We start from the raw sequence: 22,529 nt of genomic DNA, 5'->3' as shown, positions 1-22,529 counted from the left end.
CCCGTCACCGGCCCCGGCTCGCCCCGAGCATCACTCCGCCCAGGATCAGCGCCATGCACAGGATCCGCATCGGCCCCGTCGCCTCACCCAGCAGGGCGAAGGAGAGCAGAGCCACGCACACCGGCTGGAGGTAGTAGACGACGCCCGCCCGCGCCGCGCCGATCAGCGTGATCGCCCTGTTCCAGGCGAAGAAGGCGACGGCGGACGAGAAGACGCCGACGTAGACCAGTGGCCCTGCCGTTCCGGCCGTCGGCTCGAAGCCGCCCTGGAGGGCGAGGCTGACGGCGTACGCCGGCGCCAGCATCAGCGCGCCGAGCACGAACACACTGAACAGGAAGGCGAGTCCGCCGATCCCGGCCGGCTTGCGGCGCAGCAGCGCGCTGTACGAGCCGAAGCAGACCGCCGCCGCGAGCATCCACAGATCCCCGGTGGCGAAGTCCGGGGCGAGCGAGCCCTTGCTGACCAGGAGCAGCACTCCGGCACAGGCGACCAGCATCCCGGTGGTGCGGCGGGCGCCGAGGCGGGCGCCGCCCAGGCGTTCGCAGACGGCCATCAGGACCGGCGAGGCCGCCATGATCATGCCCATGTTGCCCGCCGAGGTGGAGAGCCCGGCCTGGTTGACGAGGGTGTTGTAGACGGTGACGCCGAGGAGTGAGGCGAGGGTGAGGAACCCCAGGTGGCGCCGGAGCAGCTCTCGTTGACGCCATGCCTCGCGGGCCGCGAAGGGGGCCACGGCGACGATCGCCACGATCCAGCGCCAGAAGGCGGCCTGCACGGGCGGGACGGAGTCGTGGAGGGCGCGGGAGGTGACGAAACTGCCGGACCAGACGACCGTCGCGACGGCGGCGAGGACGAGGCCGACGGCCGACGCCTTCTCCGCCTTGCCGGCCGTCGGTTCGCCGCCGGTACGGACACGGTCCTGGACTGCCACTGGTATCCCCTCGCTCCGCTCCCCTGCCGGGAGCCTCGGTTGCGTTCGGGACCTACCGTCGCAGCACCTTATCCATCAGGTCCATCGAATGTTCCCGATTATTCTTTTCAGTAGAATTGAACAATTTGGGCTTCGTCACCCCCGCCTGGCCCAGCAGCGTCGCCCCGAACGCGATCGCCATCCCCAGGAGCTGCACCGGTGCCAGCGCCTCCCCCAGTGCCGCCCAGCCGATGACCGCCGCGCTCAGCGGCGACAGCGGGCCGAGGAAGGTCACGGAGGTCGCGGTGAGCCGGCCGATGCCGCGGAACCACAGCCAGTACGCGACCGCCGTGTTGACCAGCGCCAGGTAGAGGTAACCCGCGACGGCCCGCCCGTCCAGCGCCGGCGGCGCGCCCTCCGCCAGGAGCGCGACGGGCGCGATCAGCAGTCCGCCCGCGGTGAGCTGCCAGCCGGTCATGACCAGCGGGCCCACCCCCTCGGGCCGCCCCCAGCGCTTGGTCAGCACGGTTCCGGCCGCCATCGAGGCGGAGGAGGCGAGCGCCGCCAGCACGCCGGCCGTGTCCAGCGCGGCGGTGGCGCGCAGCACCACCAGGCTCACGCCGAGCGCCGCCGCGATCCCGGTCAGCAGGGTGCGTACGGTCGGCTTCTCGCTGAGCAGCAGCACCGCGAGCCCCGCCACCCACAGCGGCCCGAGCGAACCGAAGACCGCCGCCATGCCGCCGGGCAGCCGGTACGCGGAGAGGAAGAGCAGCGGGAAGAACGCCCCGATGTTCAGCGCCCCGAGCACGGCCGCCTTCCCCCACCAGACACCGCGCGGCAGCGTCCTGGCGATCGCGAGCAGCACGATCCCGGCGGGCAGGGCGCGCATCAGACCGGTGAAGAGCGGCCGGTCGGGCGGCAGGAATTCCGTGGTGACGGCGTACGTCGAGCCCCAGGAGACGGGCGCGAGCGCGGTCAGAGCGATGGTTCCGGCGCGATTCCTCACGCTCGCTCCCCACAGTAGATTGGTAGAAAGTAGCTTACTTCCAAGCTACTTTCCGTCAAGCAACTTTCTTGCGGCCGACCCGGACTCTGCCGATACTGCGGACATGACGACCAAGGACCCCGTCGACGCCATCACCGCCCAGTGGGCCGAGGTGCGCCCCGAACTCGACACCGCCCCGATGGCCGTCTTCGGCCGCGTCTACCGGATCGCACGCACCATGGGCGACCGCATCGAGAAGGCGTACGCCCGGTTCGGGGTCTCACTCGGCGAGTTCGACGTCCTCGCGACGCTGCGCCGCTCCGGTGAGCCGTACACCCTCTCGCCGCGCCAGCTCTCCGCGACGCTGATGCTCACCACCGGCGGGATGACGGGCCGGCTCGACAAGCTGGAGCGGGCCGGGCTGCTGAGCCGCAGCCCCGATCCGCACGACCGGCGCGGACTGCGGGTGACGCTCTCCGAGAGCGGTCTCGCGCTCGTCGACGAGGCGGTGGTGGCCGGTCTGGAGATCCAGCACGAGGCGCTCGAAGGGCTGGGCGAGGAGCGGGTCGAGCAGCTCCAGGAACTGCTGCGGCGGCTGCTCGCCGGATCGGCCCGGACGTAACCCGCCGTACGGGAACACGCCGTACGGAAAGCTGCCGTACGGCCGTACGCAAACACGTCGAGGGCGTCCTCGTCCGTACGCGGATCGCGACACGGACGAGGACGCCCTCGGTACGACTCGGAAATCAGAAAGACGTGCCCGTCGGCAGGACCGCTGCTGTCGGGTCTGCCGTCAGACCTGCTTCTCGGACTTGTCCAGCACCATGACGAGACCCGTGATCACCGCGAACAGCACGATCGGGGCCACGACATACAGGCCGAGCGTCTCGGCCACACTCAGGCCGGGACCCGGGTCGTCGCCGTCGTCGCGGGTGAGCGCGAGCGCGGGGGACGACATGAGCAGCATCATCAGCGTCGTACCGGCCGCGACGGCGCCGGCGCGCAGGGCGTTCTTCTTGTCCACGGTGCAAACGTAGCGAACGCCTAAGCGGGCCGCGCGCCCGGGGGTGCCATAGGGGGTTCCGCAGGGGGTGCCGAGGGCGCCGCACGGGTCCGGAAGACGTCGATCAGGTCGTGCAGGCGGGGTGACGCGGCGAGTTCCTCCAGGGTGACGGGGCGCCCCTCGGCGTCGGCGACCGGCAGACGCCAGTTGGGGTACTGGTCCCAGGTGCCGGGCAGGTTCTGCGGCCGCCGGTCGCCCACCGCGTCCGGCAGCCAGATGCCGACCATCCGGGCCGGGGTGCGCAGCAGGAAGCGGTAGACGGCGCGGATCCCGCCCTCCTCGTCGCCCGTGCCCTCCGGCAGCAGACCGAGCCTGACCAGGTACGAAAGCCAGTCGGCGACCTCGACGGACGCCTCGGCCCGTTCGTCCGCCAGGGGCCGGGTGAGCAGGCCGAGCCGGTGGCGCAGCGCGACGTGCTCGCCCGTCAGGCGGGCGGCGGTGGACGGCAGGTCGTGGGTGGTGGCGGTGGCCAGGCAGTGCTCGCGCCAGGCCTCCGGGGGCAGCGGTTCGTCCGTACCGGTCCAGTCGCGCTCGAACCACAGCACCGACGTGCCGGACACACCGCGCTCGGCGAGGGCGTCCCGCACCCCCGGTTCGACCGTGCCCAGGTCCTCCCCTATGACGCTCGCGCCCGCCAGGTGGGCCTCCAGGGCGAGTACGGCGAGCATCGCGTCCGCGTCGTACCTGACGTACGTCCCGTCCGTCGGCGGGCGGCCCTCCGGGACCCACCAGAGCCGGAACAGCCCCATGACGTGGTCGATGCGCAGGGCGCCCGCGTTGCGCAGGAGCCCGCGCAGCAGGCCCCGGAAGGGGGCGTACGCGGCGGCGGCCAGGGCGTCGGGGCGCCACGGGGGCAGCCCCCAGTCCTGGCCGAGCGCGTTGAAGGCGTCCGGCGGGGCGCCGACCGACATGCCGCGCGCGTAGGCGTCCTGCTGCGCCCAGGCGTCGGCGCCGCCGGGGTGCACGCCGACGGCCAGGTCGTGGACGATGCCGACGGGCATGCCCGCCTCGCGGGCGGCGTGCTGGGCCGCCGCCAGCTGACAGTCGGTGAGCCAGGCCAGCCAGCAGTACAGGTCGACGCGGTCGCACAGCTCGTCCCGGGCCCGCTCGACGGCGGCGGAGCGCGGGTCGTCGCGCAGTTCGGCCGGCCAGGCGTGCCAGTCGGAACCGTGCACCTCGGCGAGCGCGCACCAGGTGGCGTGGTCCTCCAGGGCCGTGCCCTGCTCGGCCAGGAAGTCGCAGTAGGCGGCGCGGCGGCCGGGGCCGAGCGGGACGGGCCGTACCAGCTCCAGGGCTTCCTTCTTGAGTTCCCACACCGCGTCGCGGTCGATCAGCCCGCCCTTGTTCAGGACGCCGTCGCGCAGGGCCGCGGCCCGCTCCAGCAGGCCGTCGAGGCGCGCCCGGTCCCCCGCCGGGACATGGGCGTACTCGGGAACGTCCTCCACCCTCAGGTGCACGGGGTCGGGGAAGCGGCGCGAGGAGGGGCGGTACGGCGACGGGTCGGTGGGCGCACCGGGAACGGCCGCGTGCAGCGGGTTGATCTGCACGAATCCGACGCCGAGGGAGCGCCCGGACCAGGCGGCGAGCTCGGCGAGGTCACCGAGGTCGCCCATGCCCCAGGAGCGCCGGGACAGGAGGGAGTAGAGCTGGACGAGGAGCCCGTAGGTGCGGCCGGGCTGCTGCGGGACCCTGCCGGGGGCGACGACGAGCGTGGCGGCGTCCTCCGTCCCGTCCGGTGTGCGCGCCGACAGCCGGTGCACTCCGAGAGGCAGCTGCCGCCACCCCTCGCCCGCGACGGACGACGGCGCGACGGAACCGGGGGCGGGGCCTGGGCCGGCCGCTCCCTCCTCCTCGTGCGGCGGGGCCTCGGACGGACTCCGCGAGCCCGGAGGCGGAGGGACCTGGGACGGAGAGGTCTGGGACGGAGAGGCCTGGGACGGAGAGGCCTGGGACGGAGAGGCCTGGGACGGATCCGGGGGCGGGGACCCCCACTCCACCGCCGGGCCCTGTTCCGTCCCGACGCGCAGCACGGTGCCCGCGGGCAGGCCCGCGAGGGCGGGCGGCGGCTGCGGGCCGTCCTCGCCCGTCCAGGACACCACCGTGGTGGGCAGCAGACGGCGGGCGGCGGCCTCGTGGGCTTCGAGGGCCGTACGCACCGCCTCGGGCGTACGCGCGTCGATGCCCAGGGCCGCCAGCACGGCGATCACCGTGTCGTCGGGGACCTGGAGCGTGCGGTGCGCCGACGGCTGGTAGGACGTGGCGACACCGTGCAGGGCCGCGAGCCGGGCAAGGCCCATCTAGACCCCCGTGGGCTCCGTGCCCGATGCCGTGCCGTGGGCTGTCGGTTCGCTGGTCAGGGGGGCGGCGTCGGCCATCGGGGGCTCACTGGTGAGCGGCGCGGCGTCGGCCATCGGGGGTTCGCTGGTCAGGGGCGGCTCGGTGGTGAGCAGCGGCTCGGCGAATCCCGCGTCGAGCGGGAATCCGGCGTCGAGCCCGGTGCGGGGGGACGGCACCGGTTTGGACAGGGCGGAAAGGAGAAGCTGTGCGGCGGCCACAGGGGCCTCCCTACGGTGGACTGTGCGGACACAGCAGCCCTACCCAATGGGCACGGCCGCAGACGTATGCATTCCATCAACGTGTCCCGCGTCACACTCGCTTCTCTGTATGAAAATTGACACCCGGGCGGACGGGTGGTGGGCTCTGGGCCCACAGGAGAAGGCTGACGCGACTGAGGAGACGGCCGTGCAGTTCGGGCGCAGGAGAGGCGCGACCGCCGTCGCGGTCGCCGTCATTGGCGGGCTGCTCGGTGGCGCGCACGGCGCGTTCGCCGCCCCTTCCGACCCCGACCCCACAGCGCCCGCCACGCCCGCGGCCACGACGCGGGACCGCGAGAACACCACCGCCCTGCCCGCCGTGTGGCCGCGTCCGCAGTCGGTACAGGCGGCGGGCCAGCCGGTGCGGGTGGGCCGGGAGGCGGTGCTCGTCACGGAGCCGGGATCCGATCCGTACGCCGTGCGGGCCGTCGAAGAGCTGCTGCGCGGCGCGGGGGTGCAGACGCTGTACAGCGTCGGGCCCGGCGAGCCGCTGCCCGCGCGCGGCCTGGTCGTACGGGCGGGCGGCACCGGCGCGCAGGACGCGTTGCGCGCCCTGCGCGCGCCTCAACGCGCCGATCTGCCGTCCGGGGGATACCGGATCGCCGTCGGTCTCGTCGAGGGCCGCGAGACGGTCGCGCTCGACGGCGTCGGCGACGACGGCCTCTTCCACGCCGCCCAGACGCTGCGTCAGCTGGTGACGGCCGCCCCGGGCGGCAAGGACGGCAAGCAGATAGCCGGGGCCGTGATCCACGACTGGCCCGGGACGGCGGTGCGCGGCATGACCGAGGGCTTCTACGGGCAGCCGTGGACGCGCGGACAGCGCCTGGCCCAGGTCGACTTCATGGCCCGTACCAAGCAGAACCGGTACCTCTACGCGCCCGGCGACGACCCGTACCGCCAGGCCCGCTGGCGCGAACCGTACCCGGCGGACCGGCGCGCCGACTTCCGCGCGCTCGCCGAACGGGCCCGCAGCAGCCATGTGACGCTCGGCTGGGCCGTGGCCCCCGGGCAGGCGATGTGCATGTCGTCCGACGACGACATCAAGGCGCTGAACCGCAAGTTCGACGCGATGTGGGCGCTCGGGGTGCGCTCCTTCCAGCTCCAGTTCCAGGACGTCAGCTACAGCGAGTGGCACTGCGACGCGGACGCCCGCGCCTTCGGCTCGGGCCCGGAGGCGGCGGCGAAGGCGCACGCGCGGGTGGCCAACGCGGTGGCGAAGCACCTGGCGGAGCGGCACCCGGGGTCCGAGCCGCTGTCCGTGATGCCGACGGAGTTCTACCAGGAGGGCGACACCGACTACCGGCAGGCGCTCGCCGAGCGGCTGGACGGCGGGGTGCAGGTCGCGTGGACGGGCGTCGGCGTCGTGCCGAAGACGATCACCGGGCGCGAACTGGCGGGAGCGCGGGAAGCGTTCCGGCATCCGCTGGTCACCATGGACAACTACCCGGTCAACGACTACGCGCAGGACCGTATCTTCCTCGGCCCCTACACGGGCCGGGAGCCCGCCGTCGCGACCGGCTCCGCCGCCCTCCTCGCCAATGCCATGGAGCAGCCCTCCGCCTCCCGCATCCCGCTGTTCACGGCCGCCGACTACGCCTGGAACCCGCGCGGTTACCAGCCGCAGGAGTCCTGGAAGGCGGCGATCGACGACCTGGCGGACGGTGACGGCCCGGCCCGCGAGGCCCTGCGGGCGCTGGCCGGGAACGACGCCTCCTCCGTCCTGGGCGGCGAGGAGTCGGCGTACCTGCGTCCGCTCGTCGAGAGCTTCTGGCGGTCGCGCACGTCCACCGACGCGGGCGTACGGGACGCCGCGGCGAAGCGGCTGCGCGCCGCCTTCACGGCGATGCGCGAGGTCCCCCAGCAGCTCCGGAGTCCGGCGGGCGGCGCATTCGACGACGAAGTGCGGCCGTGGACCGAGCAGTTGGCGCGCTACGGCGAGGCGGGCGAGGTGTCCGTCGACCTGCTCCAGGCGCAGGCGCGTGGCGACGGCCCGGCCGCGTGGCGCGCCTCGCTCGACCTGGACGCGCTGCGCGGCTCCCTCAAGGCGAGCCGGGTCACCGTCGGCAAGGGCGTGCTCGACTCCTTCGTGGCGAAGGCCGCCAGGGCGGCGGACGCCTGGACCGGCGCGGACCGCGAGGCGGGCAGCGTCTCCGAGAGCGCCGGCTCGTACACCGTGACCCTCGACAGGCCGCGTCCCGTCGAGGCGCTGACCGCCATGACCGAGCCGGGCACGGGCGAGGGCACGGCCGTCGAGGCCCATGTCCAGGGCCAGGGCTGGCGGCGCGTCGGCACCCTCTCCGGCAGCGGCTGGACGCAGACGGACGCCAGGGGCGCACGCGTGGACGCCGTGCGCCTGTCCTGGGACGCGGGCGGCGGCGCGCCCGTGGTGCACCGCGTGGTGCCGTGGTTCGCGGACGAACCGCGCGCCGGGCTGCGCTTGGAGCGCAGCGAGACGGACGCGGAGATCGGCGGGAAGCCGCAGCGCGTCACGGTGCGGCTGACCGGGCAGCGCCCCGAGGAGGTGCGCGGCCGGCTGACGGCCGAGCCGCCCAAGGGCATCGGGGTGAAGGCCCCCCGGGAGACGACGGTGCCGCGCGGCACGTCCACCGCCGTTCCCCTGGACATCACGGTCGACAAGGCCGTCCCCTCGGGCGAGTACCGGATCCCGGTCGCTTTCGACGGCCAGGACAGCGTCCTGACCGTGCGCGCCTTCCCGCGCACGGCCGGGCCCGACCTGGTGCGCGGCGCGGGCGTCGGAGTGTCGTCGTCCGGCGACGAGACCGCCGACTTCCTCGCGCCGAACGCGGCCGACGGCGATCCGGCCACGCGCTGGACGTCGCCGGTGGGCCCCTCCGCGTGGTGGCAGGCCGAGCTGGCGGAGCCGGTGCGGCTGGGCCAGGTCGTACTGCACTGGCAGGAGGCGTACGCGAAGAAGTACCGCGTCCAGGTGTCCGAGGACGGCCGCACCTGGCGCACGGCGGCGACCGTCAGGGACGGGCGCGGCGGGCGCGAGGCGGTGCGGATGGACGCGAAGGGCGCCCGGTTCGTGCGGGTGCAGTGCGACGAGCGGGCGCTGCCGTACGGCTACTCGCTGTTCGCGGTGGAGGCGTACGCGGTGGACGAGGTCCCCGCGAAGACGGACCCGGCGGACGGGCCCCCCGCGAAGACGGACGCAGCGGACGGGCCCCCCGCGGGATAGCGGCCGGGGGCGGGGGCCCGCGGTGCCTCCCCCGCCCCACCCCTTCCCGAACCGGTACTCCCCCCCCCCCCCCGGGGACGGCAAGGGCCCGGGTCCTCAGGCGGAGACGCCGTCGATCCGGGCCAGCACGTCGTCCGCGCCGAACGGCTGCAAGTACGGCAGCCACCGCGGATCCCGGTGCCCGGTCCCGATGATCCGCCAGGCCAGCCCGGACGGCGGGGCGGGCTGGTGGCGCAGGCGCCAGCCGAGCTCCATGAGGTGCCGGTCGGCCTTGACGTGGTTGCAGCGGCGGCAGGCCGCCACGACGTTCTCCCAGGCGTGCTGTCCCCCGCGACTGCGCGGAACGACGTGGTCGACGCTGGTTGCGACGCCACCGCAGTACATGCAGCGCCCGCCGTCCCTGGCGAAGAGCGCACGGCGGGTAAGAGGGACGGGGCCCCGGTAGGGGACCCGCACGAACCGTTTCAGCCGGACGACACTGGGGGCCGGGACGGCGCGGGTCGCACTGTGCATGAAGGCGCCGGATTCCTCGAGGCAGACAGCCTTGTTCTCCAGGACGAGGACGAGCGCGCGGCGGAGCGGTACGACGCCGAGCGGCTCGTACGACGCGTTGAGGACCAGGACATGCGGCACGGATGCCTCCTATAACGCCGGCGGCGCGTGGCTCGCGCCGGGACGATCTGCTCTCAGTCTCTCCTCATGCCTGGTCGAAGCGCCACCACGTCCGGGTAACGGGCTCGGAGTGTTTTCGACCACACGGCTTTCCCGGCCCTCATGCCCTGGTGAGTCTTGTCTCTCCCTCGAACAAGGCGCCGGATCAAACGGGATGCCCCGTTAGTGTGGTTGGTTCCCCCCTGTCTTCCGCCTGGAGGTCCCCGCCGTGCTGTGGTCCGCTGTGTCGGCCGCCGATCCGACATCCGAACCGGTCACCCTCGACGAGGCCGCGCAGCAGGCGACCAACGCCGCGAGCTGGGTCGAGGAGAACTGGTCCACCTGGCTGAGCGTGGGCCTGCGCATCCTGCTGATCGTCGTGATCGCCGCCGTGCTGCGCACGGTCATCCGCCGCTCGCTCACCAAGCTGATAGCCCGCATGAACCGCAGCGCCCAGGCGGTCGAGGGCACCGCGCTCGGCGGCCTCCTGGTGAACGCCGAGCGGCGCCGCCAACGCTCGGAGGCGATCGGGTCCGTCCTGCGGTCCGTCGCGTCGTTCCTGATCCTCGGTACGGCCGCCCTGATGGTGCTCGGCGCGCTCGACATCAACCTGGCGCCGCTGCTCGCCTCGGCGGGTGTGGCCGGTGTGGCGCTCGGTTTCGGTGCGCGCAACCTCGTCACCGACTTCCTCTCCGGCGTCTTCATGATCCTGGAGGACCAGTACGGCGTCGGGGACAGCATCGACGCGGGTGTCGCCTCGGGCGAGGTGATCGAGGTCGGCCTGCGCGTGACGAAGCTGCGCGGCGAGAACGGTGAGATCTGGTACGTCCGCAACGGCGAGATCAAGCGGATCGGCAACCTCAGCCAGGGCTGGGCCACGGCCGGGGTCGACGTACAGGTGCGCCCCTCCGAGGACCTGGACCGGGTGCGGGAGGTCATCGTCAAGACCTCCGAGGAGTTCGCCAAGGCCGAGCCGTGGAACGAGCTGCTGTGGGGCCCGGTCGAGGTGCTGGGCCTGGACTCGGTGCTGCTGGACTCGATGGTGGTGCGGCTCTCCGCGAAGACGATGCCGGGCAAGGCGCTCGCGGTGGAGCGGGAACTGCGCTGGCGCATCAAGCAGGCCTTCGACCGGGCGGGGATCCGGATCGTCGGCGGCCCGGTGCCGCTCGGCCAGGAGGACGCGCCGGCCGATCCGACGGCGGGCATGTCGGCGCCGTCCGCGCTGGCCAGTCCGACGTCCCCGCAGTCCCTCGCCGCGTCTCCGATCCCGCCGTCCACGAACCTCTCCAAGTAACCCCGGGCGATTCCGTACGTCCGTCCGGCGCCCCCGCGGGCAACGCTTCGGCTGCCGCGGGGGCGCCGTGCGTGGCGGGCCCCCTTGACGCCCGGCGTGCGCGCGCCGTACGTTCGCCGCACCGAACAGGAAACTTTCCTAACAGTGGTGTCGGGAGAGCGGGCGACCGAAGGGCGGGTGCTGTGCCGTGGCCGGAACACCGGGGACGCCGCGCGTTCTGCGTGCGATGAACGACCGTGCCGCACTCGACCTGCTCCTGGAGCACGGCCCCCTCTCCCGCACGAGGATCGGCAAGCTCACCGGTCTCTCCAAGCCCACCGCGTCCCAGCTGCTCGTCCGCCTGGAGACCGCCGGCCTCGTCGTCGCCACCGGTACGACCGAGGGGCGTCCGGGGCCGAACGCGCAGCTGTACGCGGTCAACGCGCGGGCCGCGCACGTCGCCGGCCTCGACGTGACGCCCCGGCGCATCCGCGCCGCCGTGGCGGACATCACCGGTGAGACCGCCGGCGCGTTCGAACTGCCGACCCCGCCGGGCCGCGCCGAGTCCGCCGTGCGCCAGGTGACCGAGGCGCTCGACGGCGCGGTGAAGGCCGCCGGTCTCGTACGGTCCGACGTGCACCGCGTCGTCATCGGCACCCCGGGCGCCTTCGACCCCGGCACCGGACGGCTGCGGTACGCCTCCCACCTCCCCGGCTGGCACTCCCCCACCCTCCTCGACGACCTGGCGGCCGCACTGCCCCTGCCCGTCGAGTACGAGAACGACGTGAACCTGGCCGCCGTCGCCGAGCAGCGCCTGGGCGCGGCCCGGGGCCATCAGGACTTCGTGCTGCTGTGGAACCACGGCGGTCTCGGCGCGGCGCTGGTGATCGGCGGGCAGCTGCACCGCGGCTGGACCGGTGGCGCCGGCGAGGTCGGGTTCATGCCGGTGCCGGGCACCCCGCTCGTACGCCGGGTGACCAGGGCCAACTCCGGCGGCTTCCAGGAGCTGGCGGGCGGGCAGGCCGTGCCCCGGCTGGCCCGGGAGCTCGGCATCGCGGTGCCGGCCGGGGCGACGCACACCGATGAGGCGATCGCGCTGATCGGTGAGGCGTCCCGGGCGGCCGGCGGACCGTACCGGGAGCTCCTCCGGTCCTTCGCGACCGGGATCGCGACCGGCCTCGCCTCCATGGTCGCGATCCTCGACCCCGAACTGATCGTGCTGTCCGGCGGGGTCCTCGCCGCCGGCGGCGAACCGCTGCGCGCGCTGGTCCAGGCGGAACTGGCCGAGCTGGCCGCGCCGCGGCCCCGGCTCGTCGTCGGCTCCGTACAGGAGCAGCCCGTGCTGCGCGGGGCGCTGGAGAGCGCCCTCGCCACCACGCGCGACGAGGTCTTCGACACCACCTTCCGCTAGTCCCCCTCTTCCACGCCTGGAACGACCGCTTCGGACCGCAGGTCCGCGCCTGCGAGAACCCGGCCGCCCGGACGCTCCCGTACGGGCCCACGCCGTTCACGGCGCGCACCACACCGACTGGAACCCGACCATGGCCGCGACCGTCCCGGTCGCGGCCCCTGTGACCGTCGCCTTCCTCCTCGCCCGCGAGGCGTGCGTCGAAGGCGTCACACCGACCGGAGCGAAGGGCTGATGACGAGGACTGGCATGAAGCTCGCAGTAGTGGGTGGCGGTTCCACCTACACCCCCGAATTGATCGACGGTTTCGCCCGTCTGCACGGCACCCTGCCGGTCGAGGAGCTCGTCCTGATCGACCCGGCCGCCGACCGCCTCGGCCTGGTGGGCGGGCTCGCCCGCCGCATCTTCGCCAAGCAGGGCCACCCGGGGCGCATCACGACCACCTCCGACCTCGACGCGGGCGTGGCGGACGCCGACGCGGTGCTGCTCCAGCTCCGCGTCGGCGGGCAGGCCGCCCGCAACCAGGACGAGACGTGGCCGCTGGAGTGCGGCTGCGTCGGACAGGAGACGACGGGCGCGGGCGGCCTCGCAAAGGCGCTGCGCACGGTCCCGGTCGTCCTGGACATCGCCGAGCGGGTGCGCCGCGCGAACCCGGACGCCTGGATCATCGACTTCACCAACCCGGTCGGCATCGTCACACGGGCACTGCTCCGGGCCGGCCACAAGGCCGTCGGCCTGTGCAACGTCGCGATCGGCTTCCAGCGGAAGTTCGCGAAGCTGCTGGAGGTGGCGCCCGCCGACGTACACCTGGACCACGTCGGTCTCAACCACCTCACCTGGGAGACGGGCGTGCGCCTCGGCGGTCCCGGGGGCGAGGACGTGCTGCCGAAGCTGCTCGCCGAGCACGGCGACGCGATCGCCGGGGACCTGCGCCTGCCGCGCGCGGTGCTCGACCGCCTCGGTGTCGTCCCCTCCTATTACCTGCGCTACTTCTACGCGCACGACGAGGTCGTCAGGGAACTCGGCACCAAGCCGTCGCGGGCGGCGGAGGTGGCGACGATGGAGAAGGAACTCCTCGCCCTGTACGGCGATCCGGCGCTCGACGAGAAGCCTGCGCTGCTCGCCCGGCGCGGCGGCGCCTTCTACTCGGAGGCGGCGGTGGACCTGGCGGCGGCGCTGCTGGGCGACGGCGGCAGCCCCGTGCAGGTCGTCAACACGTACAACAACGGCACGCTGCCCTTCCTCGCGGACGACGCGGTCATCGAGGTCCAGGCCCGGGTCGGCCGGACGGGCGCCACACCGCTGGCCGTCCCGGAGCTGGACCCGCTGTACGCGGGGCTCGTCGCGAGCGTGACGGCGTACGAGGACCTGGCCCTGGAAGCGGCGCTGCACGGCGGCCGGGAACGCGTCTTCAGGGCGCTGCTCGCCCATCCCCTGATCGGCCAGTTCGAGTACGCCGAGGGGCTCACCGACCGCCTGATCGCACACAACCGGGAGCACCTGACGTGGGCGTGACCGCGGCCGTGATCGCCATCGACGCGGGCAACAGCAAGACGGACGTGGCGGTGGTCGGGCCGGACGGTTCGGTCCTGTCGGCCGCGCGCGGCGGCGGCTTCCAGCCGCCGGAGACCGGGGTCGGGCCGGCGGTCGACACGCTGGCGGAGGCGGTGGGCCGGGCGCTGGAGGAGGCGGGCGCGACGGCCGCCGAGCACGTCTCCGCCTGCCTCGCCAACGTCGATCTCCCCGTCGAGGAGGAGGAGTTGGGGGCCGCCGTCCACGCGCGGGGATGGGGCCGTACGACAGATGTCCGCAACGACACCTTCGCCGTGCTCCGGGCGGGGGCCGACGAGCCGCGCGGTGTCGCGGTGGTCTGCGGAGCGGGCATCAACTGCGTCGGCATGCTTCCCGACGGCCGCACCGCCCGCTTCCCCGCGATCGGCCGGCTCTCCGGCGACTGGGGCGGCGGCGGGGGCCTGGCGGAGGAGGCCCTGTGGTGCGCGGCGCGGGCGGAGGACGGCCGGGGCGAGCCCACGGAGCTGGCGCACGCCCTCCCGGCGCACTTCGGCCTGGACTCGATGTACGCGCTGATCGAGGCGCTGCACCTGGGGCGCATCGCGCCTGCCCGCCGGCACGAACTGGCGCCCGTGCTCTTCGCCGTCGGCGCGCGGGGGACCGGGTCGCCCGGTCGATCGTGCACCGCCAGGCCGAGGAGGTCGTCGCGATGTCGACGGTGGCACTCGGACGCCTGGGGCTGCTCGCCGAGGAGGCGCCGGTGCTGCTGGGCGGCAGCGTGCTGGCGGCGCGCCACCCGGAGCTGGACGACCGCATCGCGGCCCTCATGTCCGAACGGGCCCCGAAGGCGGTCCTGCGCGTGGTGACGGCGCCGCCGGTGCTGGGCGCGGCGCTGCTGGGCCTGGACCGTACGGCGGCCCCGGCGGAGGCGCACGAGCGCCTGCGGGCGCATTACGCGTGAGTGGGGGCGGGCCCGGGGGCGGCGGGGGCGCGACGGGGTGCGGTTTCCCCCGGCGCCCCCCCTGCCCGCCCCTCACGGAAGCCGGGCGGCCCCGGGCCGCCGTACGGGAACCGAACAGATCTACGCCGCGTATACATGGTGGGGATCAGAACGGGCGAGACCTTGACCGGCGCAAGATCCGGTCAATCCTGGTGTGGATACGGGTGCCTGCGGCCATACTGCTTGCCGGGCACCGTCCCCCCGACGCACCGGGAGACGACAGGCCGTCCATGACCGAGGGGGAGGTCACGTGGCACACCCGTCGAGCGGGCACGAAGCGCAGCCGCCCGCGCGGAGCACCGCGTGGTCGGAGGGCGTGGCCCGACTGCGCGCCGCGGCGACGACCGAACCCGGCCGGCTGCGTGCCATCGGCGCCTTCGTGGCCGCGCTCGTCGTGGCGTTCGGAGCGGTGACGGCCTGGGAGATCTCGGACCGCACGGCGGCCGCCGACGACGTGGTGACCCGCAGCCAGCGCCTGAGCGCGGACGCCGCGAGCATCTACCGCTCGCTGGCGGACGCCGACTCCGCCGCGGCGAGCGGCTTCCTGGCGGGGGCGCAGGAACCGCAGGACGTGCGCGAGCGGTACGAGAAGGACATCTCGACCGCTTCGGCGCTGCTCGTGAAAGCCGCGGCCGGCACGGACAGCACCAGCGCCTCCGGACGCGAGATCGCCACGCTCAGCAGCCGACTCCCGCAGTACACCGGCCTGGTGGAGCGCGCCCGCGCCAACAACCGCCTCGGCCTGCCCCTGGGCGGCGCCTACCTGCGGTACGCGAACGAGCGCATGACCACCGAGCTGCTGCCCGCCGCCGAGCGGCTCTACACGGCGGAGACCGGCCGGCTCGGGGACGACTACGACGACGCCCGGGCATGGCCGTTCGCCGCACTCGGGCTCGGAGTCCTGGCACTGGGCGGCCTGTTCTGGGCCCAGCGGCGCAACTACCGTCGTACGAACCGGGTGTTCAACCACGGTCTGCTGGCCGCGAGTGTCGCCTCGGCCGTCGTCCTGCTGTGGCTCGGTGCCGGGCACGCCCTGGCGCGGTCCGGACTGGAGGACGCCATGGCGCACGGCCAGGAGTCGCTCGAAGTGCTCAACGACGCACGCGTCAACTCGCTGAACGCGCGCGCCAACGAGAATCTCACCCTGGTCGCGCGCGGCGCCGTACTGGCCGAGGACGGCAAGCGCGACCTCTACGAATCGCAGTACGTGAACGGCATGAAGGTGCTCGGCCGGCGCCTCGGACAGGCGCGCGAACTCGCCGACGACCCCCAGGGCAGGGGCCCGGTGGCACAGGCGGCCGCGAAGACCGAGGAGTGGCGCGAGCGGCACGCGGCCGCGCGCGCGGCCGACGACGGCGGCGACTACGAAGGCGCCCTGGAGAAGGTCATCGGGGACGAGGGCTCCACGGGCGCCTCCTTCAACGCGGTCGACGCGTCGCTGGAGAAGGCGCTCGCCCACGAGCAGGGGGAGTTCACCCGGGCCGCCGAGAGCGGACGCGGCGCGCTCGCCGGACTGCCGCTGGGCGCCGCGGCCCTGGCGGTGCTCGGCGCGACGGGTGCGGTGCTCGGCGTCGGGCGCAGGCTTTCGGAGTACAGGTGACTGGGGTGGGAGGAGGCGCGGTGGCCGAGGCGGGCAGCAGGACCGGGGCCGGGACCGACGGCACGGCCGGCCCCGGGACCGGCCGCGGGGGCAGCAGACTGCGCGGCTGGGGCGGGGTGGCCGGGATGGCCGCGGCCTGCGCGCTGACGGCCGCGGTGACGCTGCTGCCGCTCTCCCGCGGCGCCGGGGACGGCGGGGCGGAGGCGGATCCGGACCTGACGCGGGCGTCCGCCGCGCGGGCGGACACCTGCGAGGAACCGGAGCGCAGTCTGCGGCCCTCGGACGAGGACGGTCCGGCGATCGGGAAGATCAAGGAGCGGGGCAGGCTGATCGCGGGCGTCGACCAGAACAGCTTCCGCTGGGGCTACCTCAATCCGGCCACCGGCGACCTCGAAGGCTTCGACATCGACCTCGTGCGCGCCATAGCCGAGGACATACTCGGCGACCCGGACAAGGTCACCTACCGCGCGATACCGACCAACCAGCGCGTCCTCGCCCTCCAGGAGGACAGGGTCGACGTCGTCGTCAGGACGATGACGGTCAACTGCGCCCGGATCGAGGACGTCGCCTTCTCCACCGCCTACTTCCAGGCGGGACAGCAGGTGCTGGCCCCCGAGAAGTCGGCGGTCGAGGGCTACGACGAGTCGCTCGCCGGCAAGAGGGTCTGCACGGCGGAGGGCTCCACGGCGTACGACGCGCTGGCCGCGAAGTCGTTCGGCGCCAGGTTCGAGGGCTTCACCGTCTCCAGTCAGCTCGACTGCCTGGTGCGGCTCCAGCTCGGCGAGGTGGACGCGGTGGTGACGGACAACGCCCTGGCGGCCGGGCAGGCCGCGCAGGATCCGGCGGTCGAACTGAAGGGCGAGCCGTTCACCCGGGAGTTCTACGGCGTCGCGACGAAGCTCGGCAACGACGACCTGGTGCGCCGGATCAACCGGGTGCTCGACGACTACCGCAAGGGCGGCGACAGCGGGCCGTGGATGCGGGCGTACGGCAAATGGCTGAAGGAGGACCTGCCCGGCATCAGGAAACCGCCGGAACCGAAGTACCGGGACAATTGACCCGGCCGGTTCCTGGGCAGTGACTCCTGGCACGACCACACGGAGCAGCGGAAGAGCGGAGAGGTGATCGATGGGCGTGGCGGGTGCCACCGGGCCGGTGATGGACCGGGACGAGGTGGACCGTGCGCTGGCGCGGCTCGGCGCGGAGTACGAGGCGATCGAGAGCTCGCTCCTCGCGCTGCAGGACCACGCGGGCCGCAGGCTGCTCGAAGGCGCCGAGCTGACGGGCGTCACGAAGGACCGCTGGGCCGCCGCCGAGCAGGCGATAGCGCTGCTGTGGTCGTACTTCGACGCGTACACCGCCGCCCTGCGCGGCGCCCGTGAGCTGCGGGCGAGGCGGCGCCGGCCCAGCCATGAGGACCTGGCCGAGCTGACCGACGTACTGCGGGGCGAGAGCGTGACCGTCGCGGGCGGCGCGGTGGCTGCCGCCGCCCAGTCGCCGGCGCCGCCGTCCGCACCGCCGGTCACGGGGATCACGGGACCCGCGAAGCTCTCCGAGCGGTTCACGCTGGCGGCGCTGGTGTCCCGGATGAACGATCTGTACGCCCACTCGCTCGACATGATCGTCACCGCGGACGCGGTGTGGTCCGCGCTGCCCGCCCGGATCGACCTCCTGGCGGCGGAGCTCCAGCGCACCCGTTCACTGGCCCACTCCGTCGGCGTACGGCCGGGCGAGCACCCCTCGGGCGACGACCTGGAGTCGATCACCCACGAGCTGGCGATACTGCGCGCCCAGGTGGTGACCGACCCGCTCGCCTTCTGGCGCCCGGGAATGGGGAGTTCGGCACCGGGCGGCGGCCGGCCCGACACCGAGCGCTACGACCGGGCCGCCCGCGCGCTGGAGGACGTCAGGCGCGAGATCGAGGCGGTGCTGACCGTACGGCAGGACGCCGAGCAGCGGCTGGTACGGCTGCGCGACGTGCTCTCGCGCGCGGACCGCACCCTGACGGAGGCCAGGTCGGCGCGCGGCGAGGTGCTGGCGAAGATCGCCGCCTCCGAGGTGCCCGCGGTCGGCGGCCCGCCCACCGCGCTCCAGGAGCGGCTGGCGCTGGCGGCCGACTACCGCAGGCACGCCCAGTGGCACCGGCTGTCGCCGCTCCTGGAGTCCCTGGAGCGCGAGGCCGAGGACGAACTGCTGCGGGCGCGCGAGTCGCTGACCGCGGTCACCGCGCCGCTGGCGGTCCGCGCGGAGCTGCGCGGCCGGCTCGACGCGTACAGAGCGAAGGTCGCCCGCCACGGCATGGCGGAGGACCCGCTGCTGATCGAGCGGTACGACGCGGCCCGCCGGATGCTGTGGAGCGCGCCGTGCGATCTGCGCGTCGCCGAACAGGCGGTGCTGCGGTATCAGCAGGCGGCGGCGGAGCTGCTGGTTCCGCGGCAGTCCGGTCCCACGGACCGCACGGACCACAGGGGGAGAACACCGTGAGCGAGTGTCAGCGCCCCGAATGCGCGGGGTCGTACGAGGACATGGGCGGCGGCGAGACGTACTGCGACACGTGCGGACTCGCACCGGTCGTCTCGCCGTCCGGCCTGCCGTCGTCGCCGCCGGCCGGGATCGCGGCCGGCGGACGCGGCAGCACGTCCGCCCGGAGCGGCTCCCGGCCCTCGGCCCGCTCCTCCTCCCGCTCGTCGCGGTCCTCCACCTCGCGCCGCTCGGTCTCCGGCCGCCTCTCCCGCTCCCTGCCGGGCACCGCCGGGCCCCGGTCGGTCTCGGCCCGCAGTTCCGGTACGCCGACGGGCTCGTCCGGGCGCAACCGGCTGGGCGCGGGCCTGGTCTCCGTGCCGGAGGTGCCGCGCCCCGGCCCGCGGTCCGCGGTGATGGAGAACCCGGAGGTCCCGGAGCGCAAGCGGTTCTGCTCGCGCTCCGACTGCGGGGCCCCGGTGGGGCGTTCGCGCGGGGAGCGGCCCGGACGCACCGAGGGGTTCTGCACCAAGTGCGGGCACCCGTACTCCTTCGTGCCCAAGCTGGGCGCGGGCGACATCGTGCACGGCCAGTACGAGGTCATGGGCTGCCTGGCGCACGGCGGTCTCGGCTGGGTCTACCTCGCGGTCGACCGCGCGGTCTCGGACCGGTGGGTCGTACTCAAGGGCCTGCTCGACACGGGCGACCAGGAAGCGATGGCGGCGGCGATCTCGGAGCGGCGCTTCCTCGCCGAGATCGAGCACTCCAACATCGTCCGCATCTACAACTTCGTCGAGCACCTCGACCAGCGCACCGGCTCCCTGGACGGCTACATCGTCATGGAGTACGTCGGCGGGAAGTCCCTCAAGGAGATCGCCGACGAGCGCCGCGACGCGACGGGCCGGCGCGATCCGCTGCCGGTCGAGCAGGCGTGCGCGTACGGCATCGAGGCACTGGAGGCGCTGGGGCACCTGCACAGCCGCAACCTGCTGTACTGCGACTTCAAGGTAGACAACGCCATCCAGCAGCAGGACCAGTTGAAGCTCATCGACATGGGCGCGGTCCGCAGGACGGACGACGACGAGAGCGCGATCTACGGCACGGTGGGGTACCAGGCGCCCGAGGTCGCGGAGACCGGGCCGTCCGTCGCCTCCGACCTCTACACGGTGGCGCGCACACTGGCGGTGCTGACCTTCGACTTCCAGGGCTACACGAACGTCTTCGCGGACAGCCTGCCCGACCCCGGCCACATCGAGGTCTTCCAGCGGTACGAGTCCTTCTACCGGCTGCTGGTCCGGGCGACCGACCCGGACCCGGCGCGGCGGTTCGCGTCGGCGACGGAGATGGCGGAGCAGCTGACGGGCGTGCTGCGGGAGGTGGTGGCCCTCCAGACGGGCCGCCCGCGCCCCGCGCTCTCCACCCTGTTCGGGCCGGAACTGCGGGTGACGGACACCCGGTTGTTCGCGGATCCGGCGGGGGACGTGTCGCGGCTGGGCGGCCGGGCCGCCCCGGCGGGCCGGCGGGCGCGCAGGGCGGCGGCGGGCACGCAGGGCGTACCGGCGCCGGTGGCCGTGCCGGGGGCCGTCGCGCCGCCGGGGGCCGCCCCCGGGGCCGGGCCCGGCGGCGTACCGGCGCTGTCGCCGTACCTCGCGCCCCTGAGAACGGCGGCCACCGCGCTCGCGCTGCCCGTGCCGCGCGTCGACCCGGACGACCCCAACGCCGGGTTCCTCGCCGGCCTGCTCGCCTCCGCGCCCGCGGAGCTCGTCACCGCGCTCCGGTCCGCGCCGGGCGACTCCGTGGAGCTCCGGCTGCACGAGCTGCGCGCCCGGCTGGAGACGGACGAACAGGACGCCGCCGCCGAGGTGCTGCACGCCCTGGAGCTCCGGTACCCGGACGACTGGCGGGTCGTCTGGTACCGGGGCATCGCCTCCCTGGTCTCGGGGGACGACGAGAACGCCGCACTGTCCTTCGACGCGGTCTACGACGCGTTCCCCGGCGAGGTCGCGCCGAAGCTCGCCCTCGCCGTCTGCGCCGAGCTCCTCGGCCAGCTGGACAACGCCACCGAGTACTACGGTCTCGTCTGGGTGACCGATCCGGGTTACGTGAGCGCCGCTTTCGGACTCGCCCGCGTCCAGCTCGCGGCGGGCGACCGGACCGGCGCCGTCCACACCCTGGAGTCCGTGTCCGAGGTGTCGATCCACTACACGGCGGCGCGCGTGGCGGCCGTACGGGCGCGCCTTCGCCGGCGCGCCGCGCAGGATCCGCTGATCGACGACCTGACGGCCGCCGCCGCCCAGGTGGAGGCCCTGCGGGACTTCGGGCTCGACGCCGTACGCCGGGAGCAGCTGTCCACCGAGGTGCTGGGCACCGCCCTGGACTGGGTACTCTCCGGTGGGCGCGGGGCCGGCCCCGCGCAGACCGCGCTGCTCGGCAGCCGACTGGACGAGCGCGGCCTGCGCTTCGGTCTGGAACGCTCGTACCGGGCACTTGCCCGGCTCGCCCAGCGCGGCGAGGAGAGGATCGACCTGGTGGAACGGGCCAACCGTTTCCGCCCCCGGACCTGGGTGTGAAAGATGTCGCAGATGCGCCAGCTGCCTGCTGAGCCGACCTGTCCCGGCTGCCACGAGCCGCTGGAGCCGGGCGACTTGTACTGCGGGGCGTGCGGGTACGACCTGTCGGCCCCGCCGCAGGGGTCGCCGCAGCCGCCGGACCCCGCCGCGGCGGACCGTACGGGGCCGGGCGCGGACCTGCCCCCGGCCGGCGTACGGCACGAAGAGCCGGGGGGCGACGACTTCACGCTCGCGGCGCCCGCGCCCGCACCACAATCCGCCGACCCCCGCTCCGCCGCGCCCGAGCCCGCGCCCCCGGCCGGCCCGCCCGCCAAGGTGTGCGTCGCCTGCCGCGCCGGCCGGATCGACGCGGACGGCTACTGCGAGAACTGCGGCCACGCACAGCCGCGCGAGCGCGACCACATGGAGCAGGAGCTGGACGCGGTCGCCGCGGTCAGCGACCGCGGACTGCGCCACCACCGCAACGAGGACGCGTTCGCGGTCTCGGCGGCGGCCCTGCCCGACGGTTCGCCCGCCGTCGTCGCGATCGTCTGCGACGGCGTGTCCTCGGCGACCCGCCCCGACGAGGCGTCGGCGGCCGCCGCGAGCACCGCCAACGAGGCCCTCCTGGAGTCACTGCCGCGCGGCACGCACCCGCAGCAGGCCATGCACGAGGCGATCGTCGCGGCGGCCGAGTCGGTCAACTCCCTGGCCGCCGACTCCGCCCACGCCGTGGAGCACGACCCGGGCCGCCACACGAACGCGCCCGCCTGCACCCTGGTCGGCGCGATCGTGGCGAGCGGTCTGCTCGTCGTCGGCTGGGTCGGCGACAGCCGCGTCTACTGGGTGCCCGACGACCGCAGCGCGCCGCCCGCCCGGCTCACCGAGGACGACTCGTGGGCGGCCCAGATGGTGGCCGCGGGGCTGATGGACGAGGCGGAGGCGTACGCCGACGAGCGCGCCCACGCCATCACGGGCTGGCTCGGCGCCGACGCGTACGAACTGGAGCCGCACACCGCGTCGTTCAAGCCGGACCGGCCGGGTGTGGTGGTGGTGTGCACCGACGGCCTGTGGAACTACGCGGAAGCGGCGCAGGAGATGGCGCAGGCCGCACCGGCCGATGCCGCCGCCCGGCCGCTGCACTGCGCCCAGGTGCTGGTGGGGCACGCGCTCGACGGCGGGGGCCACGACAACGTAACAGTGGCCGTGCTGCCGTTCGCCACGCCGGAGCAAGGGGCAGGATCGGCCTACGGCACGGCGTAGGGCCCCGCATTCCGACCGCACACGTCACTCTTTCCACGTCTTCCCCGCCTCCACCGCCCGCT

16 protein-coding genes and 2 pseudogenes are annotated in these 22,529 nt (G+C 74.1%); 12 read left to right on the top strand and 6 right to left on the bottom strand.

Annotation, left to right across the window (positions count from 1 at the left end):
• Positions 1-4: 4 nt before the first annotated feature.
• Entirely contained in the window at positions 5-931 is a 927-nt protein-coding gene (locus BN1555_RS21005; RefSeq protein ID WP_093800823.1) for a DMT family transporter, read from the bottom strand.
• Between the two features lie 52 nt (positions 932-983).
• Positions 984-1,916, bottom strand: a complete 933-nt coding sequence (locus BN1555_RS21000) for an EamA family transporter (protein ID WP_093800822.1) — start codon at positions 1,914-1,916, stop codon at positions 984-986.
• Between the two features lie 103 nt (positions 1,917-2,019).
• Here BN1555_RS21000 and BN1555_RS20995 point away from each other — a divergent pair, with 103 nt between their 5' ends.
• Positions 2,020-2,517, top strand: coding sequence for a MarR family winged helix-turn-helix transcriptional regulator (locus BN1555_RS20995; RefSeq protein ID WP_093800821.1), 498 nt, complete (start codon positions 2,020-2,022; stop codon positions 2,515-2,517).
• A 171-nt stretch (positions 2,518-2,688) separates the two neighbouring features.
• On the opposite strand, the gene BN1555_RS20990 is transcribed toward BN1555_RS20995, so the two are convergent.
• Genes BN1555_RS20990 through BN1555_RS20980 form a run of 3 tightly spaced genes read right to left on the bottom strand, consistent with a single transcriptional unit; the run spans position 2,689 to position 5,513 of the window.
• Positions 2,689-2,919: a hypothetical protein gene (locus tag BN1555_RS20990; protein WP_093800820.1), complete on the bottom strand. Its 231-nt coding sequence runs from the start codon at positions 2,917-2,919 to the stop codon at positions 2,689-2,691.
• Between the two features lie 20 nt (positions 2,920-2,939).
• The gene (gene malQ, locus BN1555_RS20985) at positions 2,940-5,255 is read right to left on the bottom strand and encodes a 4-alpha-glucanotransferase (protein ID WP_093800819.1); all 2,316 of its coding nucleotides are present in this window, start codon (positions 5,253-5,255) and stop codon (positions 2,940-2,942) included.
• Entirely contained in the window at positions 5,256-5,513 is a 258-nt protein-coding gene (locus BN1555_RS20980; RefSeq protein ID WP_093800818.1) for a hypothetical protein, read from the bottom strand.
• A gap of 187 nt (positions 5,514-5,700) precedes the next feature.
• Here BN1555_RS20980 and BN1555_RS20975 point away from each other — a divergent pair, with 187 nt between their 5' ends.
• Positions 5,701-8,751 carry a glycoside hydrolase family 84 protein gene (locus BN1555_RS20975; RefSeq protein ID WP_093800817.1) on the top strand — a complete coding sequence of 1,017 codons (3,051 nt, stop codon included), beginning with the start codon at positions 5,701-5,703 and terminating at the stop codon, positions 8,749-8,751.
• 96 nt (positions 8,752-8,847) lie between these two features.
• On the opposite strand, the gene BN1555_RS20970 is transcribed toward BN1555_RS20975, so the two are convergent.
• The gene (locus BN1555_RS20970; protein WP_093800816.1) at positions 8,848-9,384 is read right to left on the bottom strand and encodes an HNH endonuclease; all 537 of its coding nucleotides are present in this window, start codon (positions 9,382-9,384) and stop codon (positions 8,848-8,850) included.
• A 247-nt stretch (positions 9,385-9,631) separates the two neighbouring features.
• Between BN1555_RS20970 and BN1555_RS20965 the strand changes: the two genes are divergently transcribed.
• From BN1555_RS20965 to BN1555_RS20925, 10 genes and pseudogenes are all read left to right on the top strand, one after another.
• On the top strand, positions 9,632-10,696 hold the full coding sequence (locus tag BN1555_RS20965) for a mechanosensitive ion channel family protein (protein ID WP_093800815.1): 1,065 nt from the start codon (positions 9,632-9,634) through the stop codon (positions 10,694-10,696).
• Positions 10,697-10,922: 226 nt separating this feature from the next.
• Positions 10,923-12,086, top strand: coding sequence for an ROK family transcriptional regulator (locus BN1555_RS20960; protein WP_093800814.1), 1,164 nt, complete (start codon positions 10,923-10,925; stop codon positions 12,084-12,086).
• Between the two features lie 8 nt (positions 12,087-12,094).
• Positions 12,095-12,318: pseudogene (locus BN1555_RS40465) on the top strand (carbohydrate ABC transporter permease); the annotation flags it as partial.
• A 14-nt stretch (positions 12,319-12,332) separates the two neighbouring features.
• Entirely contained in the window at positions 12,333-13,598 is a 1,266-nt protein-coding gene (locus BN1555_RS20955; protein ID WP_093800813.1) for a 6-phospho-beta-glucosidase, read from the top strand.
• Positions 13,589-14,556, top strand: a pseudogene (locus BN1555_RS20950) (N-acetylglucosamine kinase). Before BN1555_RS20955 ends, BN1555_RS20950 begins: the two are co-directional and overlap by 10 nt.
• 355 nt (positions 14,557-14,911) lie before the next feature.
• Complete coding sequence (locus BN1555_RS20945; protein WP_093800812.1) at positions 14,912-16,195, top strand: hypothetical protein; 1,284 nt, start codon at positions 14,912-14,914, stop codon at positions 16,193-16,195.
• Between the two features lie 98 nt (positions 16,196-16,293).
• On the top strand, positions 16,294-17,253 hold the full coding sequence (locus tag BN1555_RS20940) for a glutamate ABC transporter substrate-binding protein (RefSeq protein ID WP_255306444.1): 960 nt from the start codon (positions 16,294-16,296) through the stop codon (positions 17,251-17,253).
• A 70-nt stretch (positions 17,254-17,323) separates the two neighbouring features.
• Positions 17,324-18,679, top strand: a complete 1,356-nt coding sequence (locus BN1555_RS20935; RefSeq protein ID WP_176710090.1) for a hypothetical protein — start codon at positions 17,324-17,326, stop codon at positions 18,677-18,679.
• A gap of 41 nt (positions 18,680-18,720) precedes the next feature.
• On the top strand, positions 18,721-21,225 hold the full coding sequence (locus BN1555_RS20930; protein ID WP_093800811.1) for a serine/threonine-protein kinase: 2,505 nt from the start codon (positions 18,721-18,723) through the stop codon (positions 21,223-21,225).
• 3 nt (positions 21,226-21,228) lie between these two features.
• Positions 21,229-22,467, top strand: coding sequence for a PP2C family protein-serine/threonine phosphatase (locus BN1555_RS20925; RefSeq protein ID WP_093800810.1), 1,239 nt, complete (start codon positions 21,229-21,231; stop codon positions 22,465-22,467).
• The last annotated feature ends 62 nt before the right edge of the window (positions 22,468-22,529 follow it).

The sequence above is a fragment of the Streptomyces sp. Wb2n-11 genome, from assembly GCF_001049855.1.
Lineage (GTDB): Bacteria > Actinomycetota > Actinomycetes > Streptomycetales > Streptomycetaceae > Streptomyces > Streptomyces altiplanensis.
Note: the sequence above shows the minus strand (reverse complement) of the source record. Positions and strands in the feature narration are given on the sequence as shown.

Excerpts from the sequence above, each read along its gene's own strand:
- BN1555_RS20930 (WP_093800811.1), top strand. The coding sequence starts at position 18,721 with ATGGGCGGCGGCGAGACGTACTGCGACACGTGCGGACTCGCACCGGTC.
- BN1555_RS20925 (WP_093800810.1), top strand. The coding sequence starts at position 21,229 with ATGTCGCAGATGCGCCAGCTGCCTGCTGAGCCGACCTGTCCCGGCTGC.
- malQ (WP_093800819.1), bottom strand. The coding sequence starts at position 5,255 with ATGGGCCTTGCCCGGCTCGCGGCCCTGCACGGTGTCGCCACGTCCTAC.
- BN1555_RS20935 (WP_176710090.1), top strand. The coding sequence starts at position 17,324 with ATGGGCGTGGCGGGTGCCACCGGGCCGGTGATGGACCGGGACGAGGTG.
- BN1555_RS20955 (WP_093800813.1), top strand. The coding sequence starts at position 12,333 with ATGAAGCTCGCAGTAGTGGGTGGCGGTTCCACCTACACCCCCGAATTG.
- BN1555_RS20995 (WP_093800821.1), top strand. The coding sequence starts at position 2,020 with ATGACGACCAAGGACCCCGTCGACGCCATCACCGCCCAGTGGGCCGAG.
- BN1555_RS20960 (WP_093800814.1), top strand. The coding sequence starts at position 10,923 with ATGAACGACCGTGCCGCACTCGACCTGCTCCTGGAGCACGGCCCCCTC.